We start from the raw sequence: 16,189 nt of genomic DNA, 5'->3' as shown, positions 1-16,189 counted from the left end.
GTGCGTTAGCCCGCATGGCCCCACCCGATCACAGCGAGGGGTAGATGGCATGCGGGCCAACGCACCAATGCAGTAATTCAACAACGCGCCAATCAAGCGACCGCCCGAATCCGCCGCGCGGCGAACACCGCCACGATGCTCATGAGAATAGTGAAGTAGCCCAGCACTTCGTAGTGCTCCAGCTTTCCGTCGGGGCCCTCGGTGATGATGAAGCCCGCCACCGCGCTGCTGAAGAACAGCGCCAGTTCGTTGACCGACTGCCGGATGCTCATGAAGCCGCCGCGGTTCTCGGGGCGCACTACGGAGGTGACCATGGTCGTGGCGGGTACGTTGCGGCCGCTGGCCACCACGAAGAAGGAACTGGTCACCAACAGGGCGATCGGGATGGAGTCCGTATCCAGGTTGGTGATCGCGAAGATGCTGAAAAGCGCCAGTACTGAGGCGATCGTGAATACCCGCAGCCGCCCGTAGCGGTCCGCCAGCCGGCCGAAGAGCGGCAGCAGCACCACCGTCAGCAAGCCCCCGATCAGGTAGATCAGGCTCACCTGCTTGTCGGCGAAGCCCACGTTGATCTGCATGTACGGCGCAATGAAGGGGATGATCGTGAAGTGGCCCAGCATCAGGGTGAGGGTGAAAAGCAGGGCCGCACGCTGGTTGGGGTTGGTGAAGATGGCGCGGAAGGGAGCCGCGATCTTGCTGCTCACCGAGCGGGGTTGCAGGAGCTGCGCCTCGGGGTCGTCGCCGACTTCGCCCATGTCTCCCCCGGGCACGATGGTCTGCTCCACCAAATGACCGCGCATGGAGGGCACGAAGAAGAACGCAACGGTGACGAAGGCCGCCGCCAGCGCGGCCGTAGCGAGGAAGGGGGTGCTCCAGCCAAACTCCGCTGCGATCCAGATACCCGCCGGTACCCCGACGACGCTGGCCGCCGAAAAGGCCGTCATCACCCAGCCCATGGCCGAGGCACGCCGCTCCAGCGGGATCACGTCGCCCACGATGGCCAGCACCAGCGCCCCGAGCGTACCCCCGAACAGGCCGGTACCGAAGCGGGCCGCCAGCAGGAAACCGTACGTAGGCGCGAAGGCGCACGCCAGGGTACCCACCGTGAAGCAGGAGAACAGAAAAAGCAGGGCCGCGCGCCGGTCGAAGCGGTCGATCACCACCGTACTCACCAGGTTGCCGAGGAAGGCCGCCAGGGCGTATGAGCTCACCACCCAGGCAAACTGACCCGGGGCGATGGAGAATTCCCGCATGATGGTCTTGCCCAGCGGCATGACGATCATGAAGTCGATAATGTGACAGAACTGCACGGTCGCCAGGATCAGCAGCAGGCGCTTCTCGTGGATCATTCGCGGCGGGTTTGACAGATCTCGACCAGCACGCCGTTGGTGCTTTTGGGGTGGAGGAAGCAGACGAGCTTGTTGTCGGCCCCCTCGCTGGGCAGTTCCTGCAGTAGTTCGAAGCCATCGTCCTTCAGCCGCCGCATCTCCGCGGCAATATCGTCAACCTCGAAGGCCAGGTGGTGAATGCCGGGGCCGCGCTTCTCGAGATACTTCTGGATTGGACCGGCCGCCCCTTCCGGAGCGACGAGTTCGAGCTTCGCCTCCCCCGATCCGCCCGTGAAGAAGCTGGTGGTCACGGACTGCTCGGCCACGGTTTCCCGCTTGTAGCTGCCGCGGCCGAGGAGGCGCTGCAGAAGGTCTTCGCTTTCGTCGAGGTGGGTCACCGCGATGCCGATGTGTTCAAGTCGCATGGGGTTTTCGTTTGGCGGGGACGCGGGTGCGCGGGGCGTCCGTAGGGTAGGGCTTTCGGGTGGGGCAATCGGCCGCGTCGGGGTTAGCGGTACTTGTCCGGTGGACAACGTCTTTTGGGGGGTGGGGGTTGTCGGGGTGCTGGGTGCTGGTTACGGGTTAGCGGAGGTCATCGGATGCGAGCCAAGCGCAGCGAGGCCTCATCCGATGCCCGGAGTGGGGGTGTGGGTTGTCAGGTTGCTGGTTAGCTGGTTGCAGGCTGAATCCCCTATTTTTGACCGTCCAAGTAACCCGAGGAGCACCATGACCGATACCCAGACCCCTACCGATATACGCGGTGAACTGCAGCACCTGCGCGCCGCCGCCGCCCTTCTCAACCGCCTCTCCCCGGACCGCCTCAACGCCTGCCTGTGCCGGCTGGCCGATCTGGCGGAGTCAGAAATGGAGGACTTGCTGGCCGCGAACCGCGCGGACCTGTCACGAATGGACAGCAACAACCCGAAATACGACCGCCTGCTGCTCAACGAGGACCGCCTGCGGGCCATCGCCGCCGACTTGCGCCGGGTGGCCGGCCTGCCCTCGCCACTGGGCCGTACGCTCGAGGACCGTATCCTCGCCAACGGCCTGCAACTGAGCCGGGTGAGCGTACCGATCGGGGTAGTGGGCATCGTATTCGAGTCGCGGCCCAACGTCACCTTTGATGTATTCGCCCTCAACCTCAAGGCCGGCAACGCCACCGTACTCAAGGGGAGCCGCGACGCCGCCGACAGCAACCGCGCGATCAAAAAGCTCATCGACCGGGCCCTTGCCGATACCGATCTGCCGCCCGCCTGCTACCTGGCCCCCGCCGAGCGCGGGGCCCTGCAGCCCATCCTGACCGCCGACGGACTGGTCGACGTGATCATCCCCCGCGGCAGCCAGGGACTGATCGACCACGTGCGGGCCAACGCTACGGTGCCCGTCATCGAAACCGGTGCCGGTATTTGTCACACTTACGTGGATGCGCCGGCCAATCTGGACTGGGCCAAAGACATTATTACTAATGCCAAGGCGCGCCGCGTGAGCGTGTGCAATGCCCTCGACTGCTTGCTGCTGCACCAAGCGCAACTCGGTAAGCTGCCCTTCCTGCTGGAACCGCTGGGGAGTACCCACCGCTGTGAAGTGTACGCCGACTCCGATGCCTACGCGGCGCTGGAAGGCCAATACCCCGCCGACCTGCTCAAACACGCCAACGAAGATTCCTTTGGTACCGAATTCCTCCGTATGGCGATGTCCGTGAAGGTGGTGGAAGGTATCGAGGAGGCCATCGCCCACGTGGCCCGGTACGGCAGCCGCCACAGCGAGAGCATCGTGAGCGACGACGAGGTAAACCAGGAACGCTACCTCCGCGAGGTGGATGCGGCCGTGGTGTACGTGAACAGCAGCACCGCCTTCACCGACGGCGGCCAGTTCGAGCTCGGAGCCGAGATCGGCATCAGCACCCAGAAACTGCACGCCCGCGGGCCGATGGGCCTGGAGGCGCTGACCAGCTATAAGTGGCTGGTGCGGGGTGGGGGGCAGGTGCGTTAGTGCATTGGTGAATTGCTGAATTGCTGCGTTGACCCGCACCCACCCGAGCGCAGCGAGGGGTATGCACCACATAAACGCGCCAATGCAGTAATGCAGTAATGCACCAACCCACCACCTCAGTAACGCACCAACTACCTTTACCCCATGGCCCGCCGCTTTTCCGGACTGAACCTTTCCTCCAATGCCCTGGACCTGCGGCTGGCGGTCGTACTGCTCATCCTGACGATGGGGGTCGGTACGCTCGGGCTGATGCTGATCGAGGGGTACACCGCGCTGGAGGCCTTTTACATGTCGGTGATTACGATCTCGACGGTGGGCTTTGGGGAGGTGCGGCCGCTGTCGGACGCCGGGCGGCTGTTCGTCTCGGGACTGGTGGTGGTCAACATCGGCATCGTGGGCTACGTGCTGGCGGCCTTTTCCTACTACGTTTTTGACGGAAGATTATTCGAGACCATGCAGTACAACCGGATTCAGTCGAAGATCGCCAAACTTGACGGGCATACCATCGTGTGCGGCTACGGCAAGTACGGCCGCGAAATCGTGAGCCACCTGCAGCTGCACGGCGAGCCGTTCGTGATCATCGAGCAGGACCCCGAGAAGCTACAGCCCCTGCTGGAGGAAGACGACGATATCCTGTACGTTTTCGACGACGCCACCCACGACGATGCCCTCTTCGCCGCGGGCATCGAGCGGGCCGATTCCCTCATCACCGCCCTGAACGACGATAGCGACAACCTCTTCATTGTCCTGTCGTCCAAGGACCTGAATCCAAAACTCCGGATCGTGAGCCGGGCCAAGGAGGTGCGGGGGCGGCAGAAGATGATCAAGGCGGGAGCCAGCCACGTGATCATGCCGGAGCAGATTGGCGGCTTCTACATGGCCACCCTGATCTCCAAGCCCGGGGCGATCGAGTTCTTCAGCTTCATCACGAATGAGCTGTCGGCCGATATCGGCTTCGAGGAACTGCGCTACGACCAGATCCCGGACCAGTACCGGGGCAAACCCATCGCCGACCTCCACCTGCGGGCGAGCACGGGCATCAACATCATCGGCCACCGCCTGGGGGGCGGCAAATACCAGGTGAACCCGGGCCCCGAAACGGTGCTGGAACCCGGAGGAAGCTTTATCGTGGTGGGCAACCCCGAGCAGATCGGCGCCCTCCGCCAACTCTTCGACCTGCATAGCTGATGCGCGCCATGGACCCCGCCGCCCTCTTTGCCGACCTGCAATCGCCGCGCCACCGGCGGGCCCTGGGCAGGGCCATCACCCTGGTGGAGAGCAGCCGGCCCGCGGACCGTGCCGCCGCCGCCGAGCTGATCGCGCTCGCCGAGCGCCGCCCGCCCGTGCGGCCGACCTTCCGGCTCGGCATCAGCGGTACGCCAGGGGTGGGGAAGTCAACCTTCATCGAGGCCTTGGGGCTCGAGCTGCTCCGCCGGGGCCACCGGCTCGCGGTGCTGGCGATCGACCCGACCAGCAGCCTCAGCGGCGGCAGCATCCTGGGCGACAAGACCCGCATGGAACTGCTTACCCGCGAGCCACAGGCATATATACGGCCCAGCCCCAACGCCGGTGAACTGGGCGGCGTGGGCCCCGCCAGCCGGGCGGCCGTACTGCTCTGCGAGGCGGCGGGCTACGACTATGTGATCGTGGAAACCGTAGGCGTGGGCCAGGCCGAATGGCAGGTGCACGGGATGACGGATGCCTTCTTGCTGCTCGGACAGCCCGCCGCGGGCGATGACCTGCAGGGCATCAAGCGCGGCATCCTGGAACTGGCCGACCACCTGATCGTGAACAAGGCCGATGCCCTGCCGCGGGAGGCGCGGCTGGCGGCGGCCGAGCTGCGCCGGGGCCTGCACCTCGCCCCCGCCCGGCCCGACGGCTGGACGGTAGAGGTGGCGATCGCCAGCGCCCTGACGGGCGCCGGCATTCCCGAGGCGGCCGACCGGCTGGAACGGTACCGGGAACGGCTCACGCGGGAGATCGACCGCCGCCGCGCCGACCAGCGCGTACAGTGGCTGCGCGAGCAGGTGCGGCGCGAACTGCTAAGAAAGCTTGACGTTTACCTGGATGCGGGCGGGGCGGGAACCGACGAACTACGCCACCGACTCGACAAACACATCACCATTCCAGCGGCCGCCGGTGTTATACTGGCGGAGTTTTTAAAATCAGAGAAACCATGAGATCATTTACTACCCTCGCCGTTGTCGTAGGCATACTGGCCATCCTGCTCATCGCGGGCTGCAGCAGCTACAACGGCTTCGTGGACGCCGAGGAGAACGTGGAGCAGGTATGGTCCGACGTAGAGACCCAGTACCAGCGCCGTTCTGACCTGATCCCCAACCTGGTGAACACCGTCAAGGGGGCCGCCGAATTCGAGCGAGGTACGCTGGAGGCCGTGACCGAGGCCCGCGCCAAGGCCAGCTCGATCAACATCAACGCCAACGACCTCTCGCCCGAGATGCTGGAACAGTTCCAGGCCGCCCAGGCCCAGGTTTCGCAGGGGCTCGGACGCCTGCTGGCCACCGCGGAAGCCTACCCGCAACTGCAGTCCAACCAGCAATTTCAGGCCCTCCAGGACGAGCTGGCCGGTACCGAAAACCGCATCGCCGTAGCCCGCAGCCGCTTCAACGAAACCGCCACCGAGTACAACAAGCAGGTGCGGCGCTTCCCCGGTGCCGTCTTCGCTACCGTCTTCGGATTTGACCAGAAGCCGCAATTCCAGGCCGAAGCCGGCGCCCAAAACGCCCCGACGGTAGAATTTTAATGGTCCGATTTTTCAACAAGGAGGAAGAAAGCCGCATCGTCGGCGCCATTCGCGAGGCCGAGCTCGCTACTTCGGGGGAGATCCGCGTACACGTGGAAGTCGGTGCGCGCAAGCCCGCCCTCGAGGTGGCCAAGCGCCTCTTCCACGAGCTCGGGATGGACAGCACACAGGACCGCAATGGCGTCCTGATCCTGCTGGCCGTCGACCGCCGGGAATTTGCCATCCTCGGAGACGAGGGGATCAACAAGGTGGTGCCGAAGGATTTCTGGGACAGCGAGCGCGACCTCATGCAGCAGCACTTCCGGCGCGGCGACTTTGCCACCGGCATCGAGCTGGCCATCCAGCAGATCGGCCGCAACCTGAAGGAATACTTCCCCTACCAGACCGACGACGTAAACGAGCTACCCGACGAAATCAGCTATAACAAGTAGGCGCCCCGTGCCCTGCGCTACAAGTCCATCCCGTGAACCAGTACCTACGAAAAACGAATTTCAGGCTAGCCCGCTGGGCGGCCCTGCTGGTACTGGTGGTGACCTCCCTGTCGCTGCTCGCCCAGCCCAAGGTGCCGCGGAGCACGAATCAGCTGGTCAACGACTTCGCCGGCCTGATGACCTCCGCCCAGCAGGCGCAGCTGACGCAGGCGCTCAATGCCTACGCCGCGGAGACGTCTACCCAGATCGCGGTGGTGACGGAAGCCTCCCTACAGGGCCAGCCGGTCTTCGACCGCAGCCTCGCCATCGCCGAGTCCTGGGGTATCGGTGGTTCGCCGGAGAAGGACAACGGGGTGCTGATCTACGTAGCCCGCGACGACCGCAAGATCTACATCCAGACCGGCTACGGGGTGGAGGGCTTTCTGCCCGATGCCCGGGCGGGCCGCATCATCCGCAACATTATGACGCCGGCTTTCCGTCGGGGAGACTACTACGCCGGAATCTCCGGGGCCGCCCAGGCCATCATGGACGCGGGTAAGGGAGAGTATACCGCCGACGAGGTACCGGAGAACAAACCCGGTATCCCGCCGATCTTCGTATTCATTTTCATCTTCATCATCTTTATGCTGATCAGCCGCTTCGGTAACCGGCACGATGACGACGATGACGACGACGGCGGCTACTGGCGGGGCGGTCCCTACGACGGCCACAAGCGGCGGCGGCGCGGCGGCGGCTGGTTCATCCTGCCTGGCGGCTTCGGCGGCGGTGGCGGTGGTGGTGGTGGCTTCGGCGGCGGCGGCGGTGGTGGATTTGGCGGCTTCGGTGGCGGCGGCTTCGGCGGCGGCGGTGCCGGCGGTGGCTGGTAGCCGTGGCCTTAACGCTTTGTTGACAGCCCTTTGCTCCGGCAGGGCGTTAGGTATATCTTCGTCCAACCCTTTCTCTATGCGCTACCTGTTCCTTCTCAGCCTCTTCATTTCCTCCGCAGTGGGCTACGCCCAGTCCGCCCCGGCTTCCGTGTGGCAGGACCTGGCCAAGGTCAGCTTCGAAAAGAAGTACGACGAACTCCTGGGCTTCAAGGTCGACGTGCCGGTCTTCGGCAAGGACGTGCGGGCCATGGAGGGGGAGACCATCGAAATAAGTGGTTATATCGTCCCCGTGGAGGGCTATAAAAGCCACAACGAATTCGTCTTCAGTGCCTTTCCCTACAACATGTGCTTCTTCTGCGGGGGCGCGGGTCCGGAGACGGTGATGGAAGTGACCGCGTCCGAGCCGGTCAAGTACCGCACCGAGCGCATCACCCTGCGCGGCAAGCTGCACCTGAACGACGAGAACATCAACCAACTGATGTACGTTCTGACGGACGCCGAACTGGTCACCAAGTAATTCCGGGTACCCACCGACCTCCCGGGTCCGCATAAAATACTGACGTTTTGCAACGATTTTTGCTACTTCTGTGCGTGCTGATGCTGGCCGCCTGCGCCAACGATGCCAAACAGCCGATCGAGGACATGGCACCCGCGCCCCCGCCCAGGGAGGCGAAGCCGGTGCCGAAATTCGACCGCGACAGTGCCTACGCCTACGTGGAGCAGCAGGTGGCCTTCGGCCCCCGCGTCGTGAACAGCGAGGCCCACGCCCGGACCCGGAAGTGGCTGGTGGACAAGCTGGAATCCTTCGGCGCCGAAGTGCGCGAGCAGAACTTCGAGGCCGTGGCCTTTGACGGGACGCCCCTGAGTGCCACGAACATCATCGCCCGCTATTCGCCCGAACTGGAAGACCGTATCCTCCTTTCCGCCCACTGGGATACCCGCCCCTTCGCCGACAGCGACCTTGAGGACGACCCGAACGCCGTGGTCAACGGGGCCGACGACGGCGGCAGCGGGGTAGGGGTACTGCTCGAGGTAGCCCGGCAGCTGGGGATGAACAAGCCCGACATTGGCGTGGACATCGTTCTTTTCGACGCCGAGGACTACGGAAAGTCCGGGGGTGGCGGCGGCAACAGCTGGGGACTCGGTTCGCAGTACTACGCGAAAAATGTCCAGGCGCCCAAGCCCCGCTTCGGTATCCTGCTGGATATGGTGGGGGCCCGCGACGCGAACTTCGCCGTGGAAAGCTACTCCGAAAAGTACGCGCCGACCATCGTCGGCAAGGTGTGGCGGCTCGCCAACAGCATGGGGTACGGTAGCTACTACGTCAACGAACGCGGAGGAGCGGTCATCGACGACCACTATTACGTCAACACCATCGCCAACATCCCCACCATCGACATCATCAACCTCCCCAAGGACGCCGAGGGGCAGTTCGTCGACCACTGGCACACCGGTAACGACAACATGGACGTGATCGATAAGCGTACGCTGCGGGCTGCCGGGCAGGTGGTGCTGGCTACTGTGTTTCGGGAGGCTGCTGGTACGCTGTAGAGATTACTGAGGGTGGCAAAGGAGTAGGAGGTCTACCGCAGAGGGAAGGAGTACCGCCAAGGTTCGCGGAGCTATGCCTTGGTTCTGCGCACCTTAGCGTCCCTTTGTTTCTCTGCGGTGAACCTCCCTGACCTTCCTTTACCTCCGGACACTCTCTACTGAGCGGAGCGAAGTAGCGACCCCATATCCACCTTAGGCCCGATCATCCCGGCCAGGTCCTCCTTCTTCACCCGCACTTGCTCCAGCGTATCCCGGTCACGCACGGTGACGGTGCCGTCCTCGAGGCTGTCGAAATCGACGGTGATGCAGAAGGGGGTGCCCACGGCGTCCTGGCGGCGGTAGAGCTTGCCGATGGAGCCGGTATCGTCGTACTGCACTTCAAAGCGGAAGCGGAGGTCGTCGAAGATCTCTTTGGCCATGCCGACCAGCCGGTCGTCGTTGCGCTTGAGGGGCATGATGGCGGCCTTGATCGGCGCGAGCGCGGGGTGCAGGGCAAGTACGGTACGCGTGTTGTTCGGGTCGTCCTGGCCGGGTACCTGCTCGTCGCGCAGGGCGTGGGTGAGGGTGGCCAGGAAGAGGCGGTCGGCACCGATGGAAGTTTCCACGACGTAGGGCACGTAGCTCTCCTTGGTTTCGGGGTCGAAGTACTGCAGTTTCTTCCCGGAAAGCTCCTGGTGGGCGCCGAGGTCGAAGTCGGTGCGGCTGTGTATGCCCTCGAGTTCCTTGAAGCCGAAGGGGAATTCGAACTGGATATCGACGGCCGCGTCGGCGTAGTGTGCCAGGTTGTCGTGGTCGTGGAAGCGCAGCTTGTCGGCGGGGTGCAGGGCACGGTGCCACTTCATGCGGGCCTCTTTCCACTGCTCGTACCACTCCTGCTGGGTGCCGGGCTGGATGAAGAACTGCATCTCCATCTGCTCGAATTCCCGCATGCGGAAGATGAACTGGCGGGCGACGATCTCGTTGCGGAAGGCCTTGCCGATCTGGGCGATGCCGAAGGGCAGCTTCTGGCGGGTCGTCTTCTGAACGTTGGTGAAGTTGACGAAGATGCCCTGGGCGGTCTCGGGCCGGAGGTACAGCTTGCCTTCCTCGCCGGCGATGTTGCCGAGCTGGGTGGAGAACATGAGGTTGAACTGCCGCACGTCGGTCCAGTTCTTGCTGCCGGTATCGGGCTCGCTGATACTGAGGTCCTCGATGATCTGCTTTAGCTCGGCCATGTCGCCGTCGGTCATGGCGGTGGCGAGGCGCTTGGCTACGCCGTCGTACTCCTTCACGTAGCGCTGCACGTTGGGGTTGGTCGCGCGGAACTCGGCCTCGTCGAAGGCGTCGCCGAAGCGTTTTTGCCCCTTGGCGACTTCCTTGTTGATCTTGGCCTCGATCTTGTCCAGGTAGTCCTCGATAAGGACGTCGGCCCGGAAGCGCTTCTTGGAGTCCTTGTTGTCGATCAGCGGATCGTTGAAGGCGTCGACGTGGCCGGAGGCCTTCCAGGTCTTGGGGTGCATGAAGATGGCCGCGTCGATGCCCACGATATTGTCGTGCAGCTGCACCATGCTGCGCCACCAGTACTCCTTAAGGTTGTTCTTCAGCAGTACGCCATTGGGGCCGTAGTCGTAGGCGGCGGCCAGTCCGTCGTAGATCTCGCTGCTCTGGTAAATGAATCCGTTCTCCTTGGCGTGGGACGTGAGGGCTTTGAAGTCGATCTCGGTGGCCATACATGCTAAAATTTAGGGCGCGAAGATAGGCATTGGGCGGCGGGGCGCGGGTGCCGGGCCGATGGCGAAGACGGAAGCCTGGGCTGAGGGCCTCCGGCCCGGTCTGCTGAATCGGGTCGCGCGGGGCCATCGGGCCTGGAGGCCCTCAACCCGGGAGCCTAGTACGCAGGAACCGTACCGCAAAAACCCGTGAAACCGGCGCCAACGGTACTAATCACCAAAAATTCAGCCTTTTATATACTTGCCCTGCACCTGCGGCCCCGCCACCGGTTACAGCGGTGTACCTTGAGCGCCAACACGACATACCCATGGGAGAAGAGAAAGTAAACGTACCTACCCAGGAGAGCCACTCGGCCTTCACGCACCACCTTCTCCAGGACGTGCAGGCGCTGGAGTACATGCTCCGCCACGAGTGGTTCGAGACCGACACGATCCGGATCGGGGCCGAGCAGGAGATGTGCCTGGTCGACAAAAAGACGCTGAAGCCCACGCCCAAGAACATCAACGTGCTCAAGAAGCTCAAGGAGTACCCCTGGGCCACCACGGAGATCGCGCGCTTCAACCTGGAAACCAACTTCACGCCCCGCGTCTTCAAGGGCGACGCCCTGCGCAAGATGGAGGAGGAAAACATGCACCAGCTGCGCATCGTGAAGGAGGCCGCCAAGGGGCAGAACGCCCACCTGGTCCTTACCGGCATCCTGCCTACCCTGCGCAAGTTCGACCTCGCCCTCGAGAACCTCACGCCCAAGCCGCGCTACCTCGCCCTGATCGAGGCCATCAAGGCCCAGCAAAAGAACGAGCGCGGTTTCGAGCTCAACCTGCAGGGCATCGACGAGCTGCACATCCACCACGACAGCCCCCTGCTGGAGGCCTGCAACACCAGCTACCAGGTGCACCTACAGGTGACCCCGGATACCTTCGTACCGCTCTACAATATCGCTCAGGCGGTGGCTGCCCCCATCCTGGCCATCGCCGCCAACTCGCCGCTGGTCTTCGGTAAGCGGCTGTGGCACGAGTCGCGCATCGCCCTTTTCCAGCAGTCGCTTGACGTACGCACCAGCAAGGAACACATGCGGCAGAGCGAGCCGCGCGTAAGCTTCGGTACCCGCTGGCTGGAACACAGCCTCATGGAGATTTACAAGGAGGACATCGCGCGCTTCCGCGTCCTGCTCGGTACCGACATCGACGAGGACAGCCTGGAAACCATTGCCCAGCGCAAGATTCCCAAGCTGCGCGCCCTGCAGGTGCACAACGGTACCGTATACCGCTGGAACCGCCCCTGCTACGGCATCAGCGACAACGGCATGCCGCACCTGCGCATCGAGAACCGCGTACTGCCCGCCGGACCCACCGTACTCGACCAGACGGCCAACGCCGCCTTCTGGCTGGGCCTGATGATGGGTATGGCCCACAAATACAAGGACATCCGCGAGCACATGAGCTTCGCCGACGTGAAGGACAACTTCAGCAAGGCCGCCAAATTCGGTATCGATACCCAGTTTACTTGGTTCAACAACCAGAAGATCAGTTGTCGTGACCTCATCCTGCAGGAACTGCTGCCGCTGGCCTACGACGGGCTACAGGCCCAGGGCATCGACCAGGCCGACATCGAGCGGTACCTGAGCGTCATCCAGGGGCGGGCCGAAGTACACCAGAACGGCGCTCGCTGGCTGCTGAAGTCCTTTACCCACCTGACCGAGCGGGTCAACCGCGACGAGGCCGTGACCATCCTGACCTCGCATATGGTGAAGTGCCAGCTGGAGCAGGAACCGGTGCACCGGTGGCCCATCCCCAAGGTGGAAGACCTCAAGCATTACCGCCCGGTGGGGTTGCGCGTGGAGGAATTCATGGAGACCGATCTGTTTACCGTCCGGGAATCGGACCTCCTGGAACTCGTGGGCGACCTAATGGACTGGCGCAAACTGCGCTACCTGCCCGTCGAAGACGAGGACGGTCACCTCTGCGGCCTGGTGACCACCCGCAAGCTGCTGCGCTACTACATCCAGAAGGGGCGCATCAACAACAACATGAACGACTACCGGACGGTCGGCGACCTGATGATCTCGAATCCGGTGACGGTAACGCCCCAGACCACCATCAACGAAGCCATGGAGATTATGCGCGGCGGCCGGATCGGCTGCGTGCCCGTGGTCAAGGACGATGAGCTGGTAGGTATCATTACGGAGATGGACTTTCTGCGGGTGGCTGGCCGGTTGATTGAGCGGCTGAAGTAGGGGTAAGGGATTTAAAATGTAAGATTTACTAATTACCATTTGTGGGGATGCTCGCTTTGCTCGTGGAGGGGGATATACGATTTACCAATTACCATCTGCTAATTACCATTTGCGGGGATGCTCGCTTTGCTCGTTTGACGGCTCAGCTTGCTTCGCTCGTGTAAGGATGTTCGCTGCTCTCGTGGAGGGGGATATACGATTTACCAATTACCATCTACTAGTTACCATTTGCGGGGATGCTCGCTTTACTCGGTTTAGGGCTTTGCTCGTTTCGCTCGGGGGAGTAGGGTCAGCTTCGCTCGTAGGAAGAAGCTACCTAAATTGTATGGGGTCACTTACTCCCGGACCGAGTGGTGGTTTGCTTCGCCGCGGAGGAATGAGAGTCGCGAAGTCGCGCAAAGCCGGGTAGAGGGCCTCCGGCCCGATGGAGGGTTATTTCACCACAGAGGCTATAAACCCTTTGCGGCGTACCCTCCGTGGTGCAGACTTACAGCACCCGGTACCCGATAGATTTTCGGACCTTCGTACTTCCTGCCTCGCCCTTCCTAAATCATACGTCATCATGTCGCACAAGCCTCGCCTCACCCCCATGAACGAAAAGGTCACGCTGCTGTCGGTCACGACCAGCCAGTACCTGTCCGAACAGATCGCCGAGGCGTACGGTCACGAGCTGGGGCAGTTTAGGGTGGCGCGCTTCAGCGACGGGGAGATGCAGCCCATCATCGAGGAATCGGTGCGGGGGGAGTACGTATTCATCATCGGCAGCACCTTCCAGCCCAGCGATAACCTGATGGAGATGCTGCTCACCATCGATGCAGCACGGCGGGCGAGTGCCGGCTACGTCTGCGCCGTGATGCCCTACTTCGGCTATGCCCGGCAGGACCGCAAGGACCGGCCGCGGGTACCCATCAGTGCCAAGCTGATCGCCAACCTGCTGGAGGCCGCGGGGGTCGACCGCATCATGACGCTGGACTTCCACGCCGACCAGATCCAGGGCTTCTTCGATATCCCCGTGGATCACCTGCAGAGCCAGGCCATCTTCTTCCCCTACTTCAAGGAGCAGAACATGAGCAACGTCATCTTCGCCAGCCCCGACATGGGCGGGGTGAAGCGGGCGCGGGCCTACGCCAAGTACTTCGAGCGCGACATGGTGATCTGCGACAAGTACCGCAAGCGCGCCAACGAGATCGCCGGCATGACCCTGATCGGCGACGTGAGCGGAGCGGACGTAATCCTGGTCGACGACCTCATTGACACGGCGGGTACCCTCTGCCGCGCCGCCGACCTGATCATGGAAAAAGGGGCGAAGAGCGTGCGGGCCGTAGCGACCCACCCCATGCTCAGCGGCAACGCCTACGATAATATCGAGAACAGCCAGCTGACCGAGGTGATCGTCTCCGACACCATCCCCCTCAAGCGGCAGAGCGACAAGATCAAGGTGATCTCCAGCTCAAAGCTCTTCGCCACCGCGATCCAGAATACCCACGATAATGCCAGTATTTCACAGCTGTTTGTGAACTAGCGGACGCTGTGCGGCGGGCCCTTCGCCTCGCGCAGCGATAAGTAGCCATCCGACGCCCGTATTACAGGATCCGTATCTTTCACAGGTGTTAGCTACCAGGGTGAGGTTATTCTTGGTTTTCGCAGCGGCAACGGCCACAGTACTGAGCTTGGCACTATTCGCTATAAGCACGCTCGACGATGCGTATCACGTGAAGTGCGGTAGTCAGGATAATCGTGGGATAGCGTGCCTTTCAGGGTATTTCCTCTACTGGGTCCTTCCTTACTGGTGGCTTCCCCTGGCTTTGTGCAGTTTGGCGGGCGGGGGGATTGCTGCTCTGATGAGCAAGCACCGCGTACAATAAGAGATCCACTGTAGGTTTTGATTTGAAATCCGCGGGTTGAGGGCCTCCAGGCCCGATCAGTGAGTTAATTATTTCTCTGAAGCATTTTTAGGATATCCCCGGCCAATGTGGGATGCTGATACTTCCCGACCTTGGAAGGAGGCATAAAACTTAGCGCCTAATCGGGCCGGGAGGCCCTCAACCCACTACGCGCGGGTAATGGGACGGATAGGATGATCTGCGGCCGCAAAAGCGCGTATATACCTATTCGCAGGCGACCAAAATCAGACTGACAAGCAGCAGGCCCGTAAGGTGAAAGGCCCCCACCAGCGCCCCGTACCGCAGCGGCTGCGGCATATTCGGGTTGATGGCGATGTTCACCGTATTCGCCACCAGATAACCGACGCCAATCATCAGGGCAAACGCCAGGGCCGCCGCGTAGGTACGGATGCCCAGGGCCTGCATCAGCCACGCCGTCGTGACGGTGATGACCAGGGAACATACGGCCGGACCGGCCATGTAGATCGGAGAAGTATTATTCAGGGTGTCAGGGGTCTTGCCCAAGTAACTGGCGTAAGCACGTTTGAAAAACACCGTGAACCAGAGACCGCCGAGTACGGAATAGGCCAGGAAGGCCAGCAAGACGCCGAACCACTGGATGTTGGAAAGGTAGGTAAGCTTGGGGTTGTCGTTTTTGTTTCCCCAAAGGTGGAGGGGGGTGGTGACAGCCCTATGTCAGGGGTAAAATCAATTAGTGGTAGCGGTCGAAGTATTCCTGCAAGGTCATGCCGTGGGGATCGAATCGATCCTTGTGTACCCGCAGCCTGGTGATGCGGTCGAGGCGGAAAAAGCGGAATTCGACACGCAACCGGCACCACGCAATGAGCAGCCAGTTCTCGGTGCTCAACAGGGCGAATGGCTCGATCATGCGCTCGGTTAATTCTCCCGATTCATTGGTATAGTTCATCTCGACCACGAATAAATTGGTGAGCGCGTACTGTAGGGCCGAGAGGTTGTCGCTGGTGCGCGGCTGTTCGGTATTTCGTCGGTAGGTAGTGCGCTCCTGCAGCAATTAGGCCTTGGATTTGTCCTCGTACCGCAACGAAGCCCTTATCTTCTCCATCGCCGCGCCGTAATCCCTGAGTAAGGAAGCGTCTTTGGTCTTTTGCACGAGTTGTTCGGCCATAATGAGTGCGTTCGCTTCGGCCTCGGTAAACATGACGGGGGGCAGCCGGTAATGTTCCATGAGGCGGTAACCCTTTCCTTCTTGCGTACTGATCGGGACGCCCGCTCGCTCCAGGCTGCGGAAATCGCGGTAGATCGTGCGGACGCTGACCGAATACTTCGCCGCGAGTTCGCTGGCGGTCACTATGCGCTTCGTCTGCAGCTGCGTAAGGATGGCGGTAAGGCGGGATAGTCGGTTGGTTTCGGAAAATTCCATGCAAAACGGTTATTCGTACCCCACCGGTG

At 62.1% G+C, this 16,189-nt stretch carries 14 protein-coding genes and 1 pseudogene; 10 read left to right on the top strand and 5 right to left on the bottom strand.

Annotated elements, in window-relative coordinates:
* Positions 1-92: 92 nt before the first annotated feature.
* Together DQG19_RS10425 and mce are read right to left on the bottom strand one after the other, a co-directional pair.
* Positions 93-1,349, bottom strand: a complete 1,257-nt coding sequence (locus DQG19_RS10425) for an MFS transporter (protein ID WP_232826489.1) — start codon at positions 1,347-1,349, stop codon at positions 93-95.
* Positions 1,346-1,753, bottom strand: a complete 408-nt coding sequence (gene mce / locus DQG19_RS10420) for a methylmalonyl-CoA epimerase (RefSeq protein ID WP_116126198.1) — start codon at positions 1,751-1,753, stop codon at positions 1,346-1,348. Before mce ends, DQG19_RS10425 begins: the two co-directional genes overlap by 4 nt.
* 301 nt (positions 1,754-2,054) lie before the next feature.
* On the opposite strand from mce, the gene DQG19_RS10415 reads away from it, so the two are divergent.
* The 8 genes from DQG19_RS10415 to DQG19_RS10380 all read left to right on the top strand — a co-directional run bounded on the left by DQG19_RS10415 (position 2,055) and on the right by DQG19_RS10380 (position 8,932).
* Positions 2,055-3,320 (top strand): glutamate-5-semialdehyde dehydrogenase, encoded by a 1,266-nt coding sequence (locus tag DQG19_RS10415; protein WP_116126197.1) that lies wholly within the window; start codon positions 2,055-2,057, stop codon positions 3,318-3,320.
* A gap of 144 nt (positions 3,321-3,464) precedes the next feature.
* The gene (locus DQG19_RS10410) at positions 3,465-4,508 is read left to right on the top strand and encodes a potassium channel family protein (RefSeq protein ID WP_116126196.1); all 1,044 of its coding nucleotides are present in this window, start codon (positions 3,465-3,467) and stop codon (positions 4,506-4,508) included.
* An 8-nt stretch (positions 4,509-4,516) separates the two neighbouring features.
* On the top strand, positions 4,517-5,500 hold the full coding sequence (meaB, locus tag DQG19_RS10405; protein ID WP_232826488.1) for a methylmalonyl Co-A mutase-associated GTPase MeaB: 984 nt from the start codon (positions 4,517-4,519) through the stop codon (positions 5,498-5,500).
* Positions 5,497-6,084: a LemA family protein gene (locus DQG19_RS10400; RefSeq protein ID WP_116126194.1), complete on the top strand. Its 588-nt coding sequence runs from the start codon at positions 5,497-5,499 to the stop codon at positions 6,082-6,084. Before meaB ends, DQG19_RS10400 begins: the two co-directional genes overlap by 4 nt.
* Positions 6,084-6,515, top strand: coding sequence for a TPM domain-containing protein (locus DQG19_RS10395; protein WP_116126193.1), 432 nt, complete (start codon positions 6,084-6,086; stop codon positions 6,513-6,515). Before DQG19_RS10400 ends, DQG19_RS10395 begins: the two co-directional genes overlap by 1 nt.
* A gap of 32 nt (positions 6,516-6,547) precedes the next feature.
* A complete protein-coding gene (locus DQG19_RS10390) occupies positions 6,548-7,381 on the top strand; it encodes a TPM domain-containing protein (RefSeq protein ID WP_198661716.1) in 834 nt (277 codons plus the stop codon).
* A gap of 76 nt (positions 7,382-7,457) precedes the next feature.
* Entirely contained in the window at positions 7,458-7,898 is a 441-nt protein-coding gene (locus DQG19_RS10385) for a hypothetical protein (protein WP_116126192.1), read from the top strand.
* 47 nt (positions 7,899-7,945) lie between these two features.
* On the top strand, positions 7,946-8,932 hold the full coding sequence (locus DQG19_RS10380; protein ID WP_232826487.1) for a M28 family peptidase: 987 nt from the start codon (positions 7,946-7,948) through the stop codon (positions 8,930-8,932).
* 155 nt (positions 8,933-9,087) lie between these two features.
* Here the strand turns inward: DQG19_RS10380 and DQG19_RS10375 are convergent, their stop codons facing one another.
* Positions 9,088-10,641: a glycine--tRNA ligase gene (locus DQG19_RS10375; RefSeq protein ID WP_116126190.1), complete on the bottom strand. Its 1,554-nt coding sequence runs from the start codon at positions 10,639-10,641 to the stop codon at positions 9,088-9,090.
* Positions 10,642-10,949: 308 nt separating this feature from the next.
* On the opposite strand from DQG19_RS10375, the gene DQG19_RS10370 reads away from it, so the two are divergent.
* Both DQG19_RS10370 and DQG19_RS10365 read left to right on the top strand, forming a co-directional pair.
* Positions 10,950-12,875 (top strand): CBS domain-containing protein, encoded by a 1,926-nt coding sequence (locus DQG19_RS10370; RefSeq protein WP_116126189.1) that lies wholly within the window; start codon positions 10,950-10,952, stop codon positions 12,873-12,875.
* A 562-nt stretch (positions 12,876-13,437) separates the two neighbouring features.
* Entirely contained in the window at positions 13,438-14,397 is a 960-nt protein-coding gene (locus DQG19_RS10365) for a ribose-phosphate pyrophosphokinase (RefSeq protein WP_232826486.1), read from the top strand.
* Positions 14,398-14,983: 586 nt separating this feature from the next.
* Here DQG19_RS10365 and DQG19_RS10355 read toward each other — a convergent pair.
* A complete protein-coding gene (locus tag DQG19_RS10355) occupies positions 14,984-15,361 on the bottom strand; it encodes a DUF1761 domain-containing protein (RefSeq protein WP_198661715.1) in 378 nt (125 codons plus the stop codon).
* A gap of 109 nt (positions 15,362-15,470) precedes the next feature.
* Positions 15,471-16,160: pseudogene (locus DQG19_RS21625) on the bottom strand (helix-turn-helix transcriptional regulator).
* Positions 16,161-16,189 lie beyond the last annotated feature (29 nt).

The organism is Lewinella sp. IMCC34183 (assembly GCF_003390915.1).
Classification (GTDB): domain Bacteria; phylum Bacteroidota; class Bacteroidia; order Chitinophagales; family Saprospiraceae; genus Neolewinella.
The sequence above is the reverse complement of the archived record's forward strand: the minus strand, read 5'-3'. Positions and strand labels throughout refer to the sequence as shown.

Bases quoted from the DNA above. Each gene is read 5' to 3' on its own strand.
- DQG19_RS10425 (WP_232826489.1), bottom strand. From the start codon at position 1,349: ATGATCCACGAGAAGCGCCTGCTGCTGATCCTGGCGACCGTGCAGTTC.
- mce (WP_116126198.1), bottom strand. From the start codon at position 1,753: ATGCGACTTGAACACATCGGCATCGCGGTGACCCACCTCGACGAAAGC.
- DQG19_RS10415 (WP_116126197.1), top strand. From the start codon at position 2,055: ATGACCGATACCCAGACCCCTACCGATATACGCGGTGAACTGCAGCAC.
- DQG19_RS10410 (WP_116126196.1), top strand. From the start codon at position 3,465: ATGGCCCGCCGCTTTTCCGGACTGAACCTTTCCTCCAATGCCCTGGAC.
- meaB (WP_232826488.1), top strand. From the start codon at position 4,517: ATGGACCCCGCCGCCCTCTTTGCCGACCTGCAATCGCCGCGCCACCGG.
- DQG19_RS10400 (WP_116126194.1), top strand. From the start codon at position 5,497: ATGAGATCATTTACTACCCTCGCCGTTGTCGTAGGCATACTGGCCATC.
- DQG19_RS10395 (WP_116126193.1), top strand. From the start codon at position 6,084: ATGGTCCGATTTTTCAACAAGGAGGAAGAAAGCCGCATCGTCGGCGCC.
- DQG19_RS10385 (WP_116126192.1), top strand. From the start codon at position 7,458: ATGCGCTACCTGTTCCTTCTCAGCCTCTTCATTTCCTCCGCAGTGGGC.
- DQG19_RS10375 (WP_116126190.1), bottom strand. From the start codon at position 10,641: ATGGCCACCGAGATCGACTTCAAAGCCCTCACGTCCCACGCCAAGGAG.
- DQG19_RS10370 (WP_116126189.1), top strand. From the start codon at position 10,950: ATGGGAGAAGAGAAAGTAAACGTACCTACCCAGGAGAGCCACTCGGCC.
- DQG19_RS10365 (WP_232826486.1), top strand. From the start codon at position 13,438: ATGTCGCACAAGCCTCGCCTCACCCCCATGAACGAAAAGGTCACGCTG.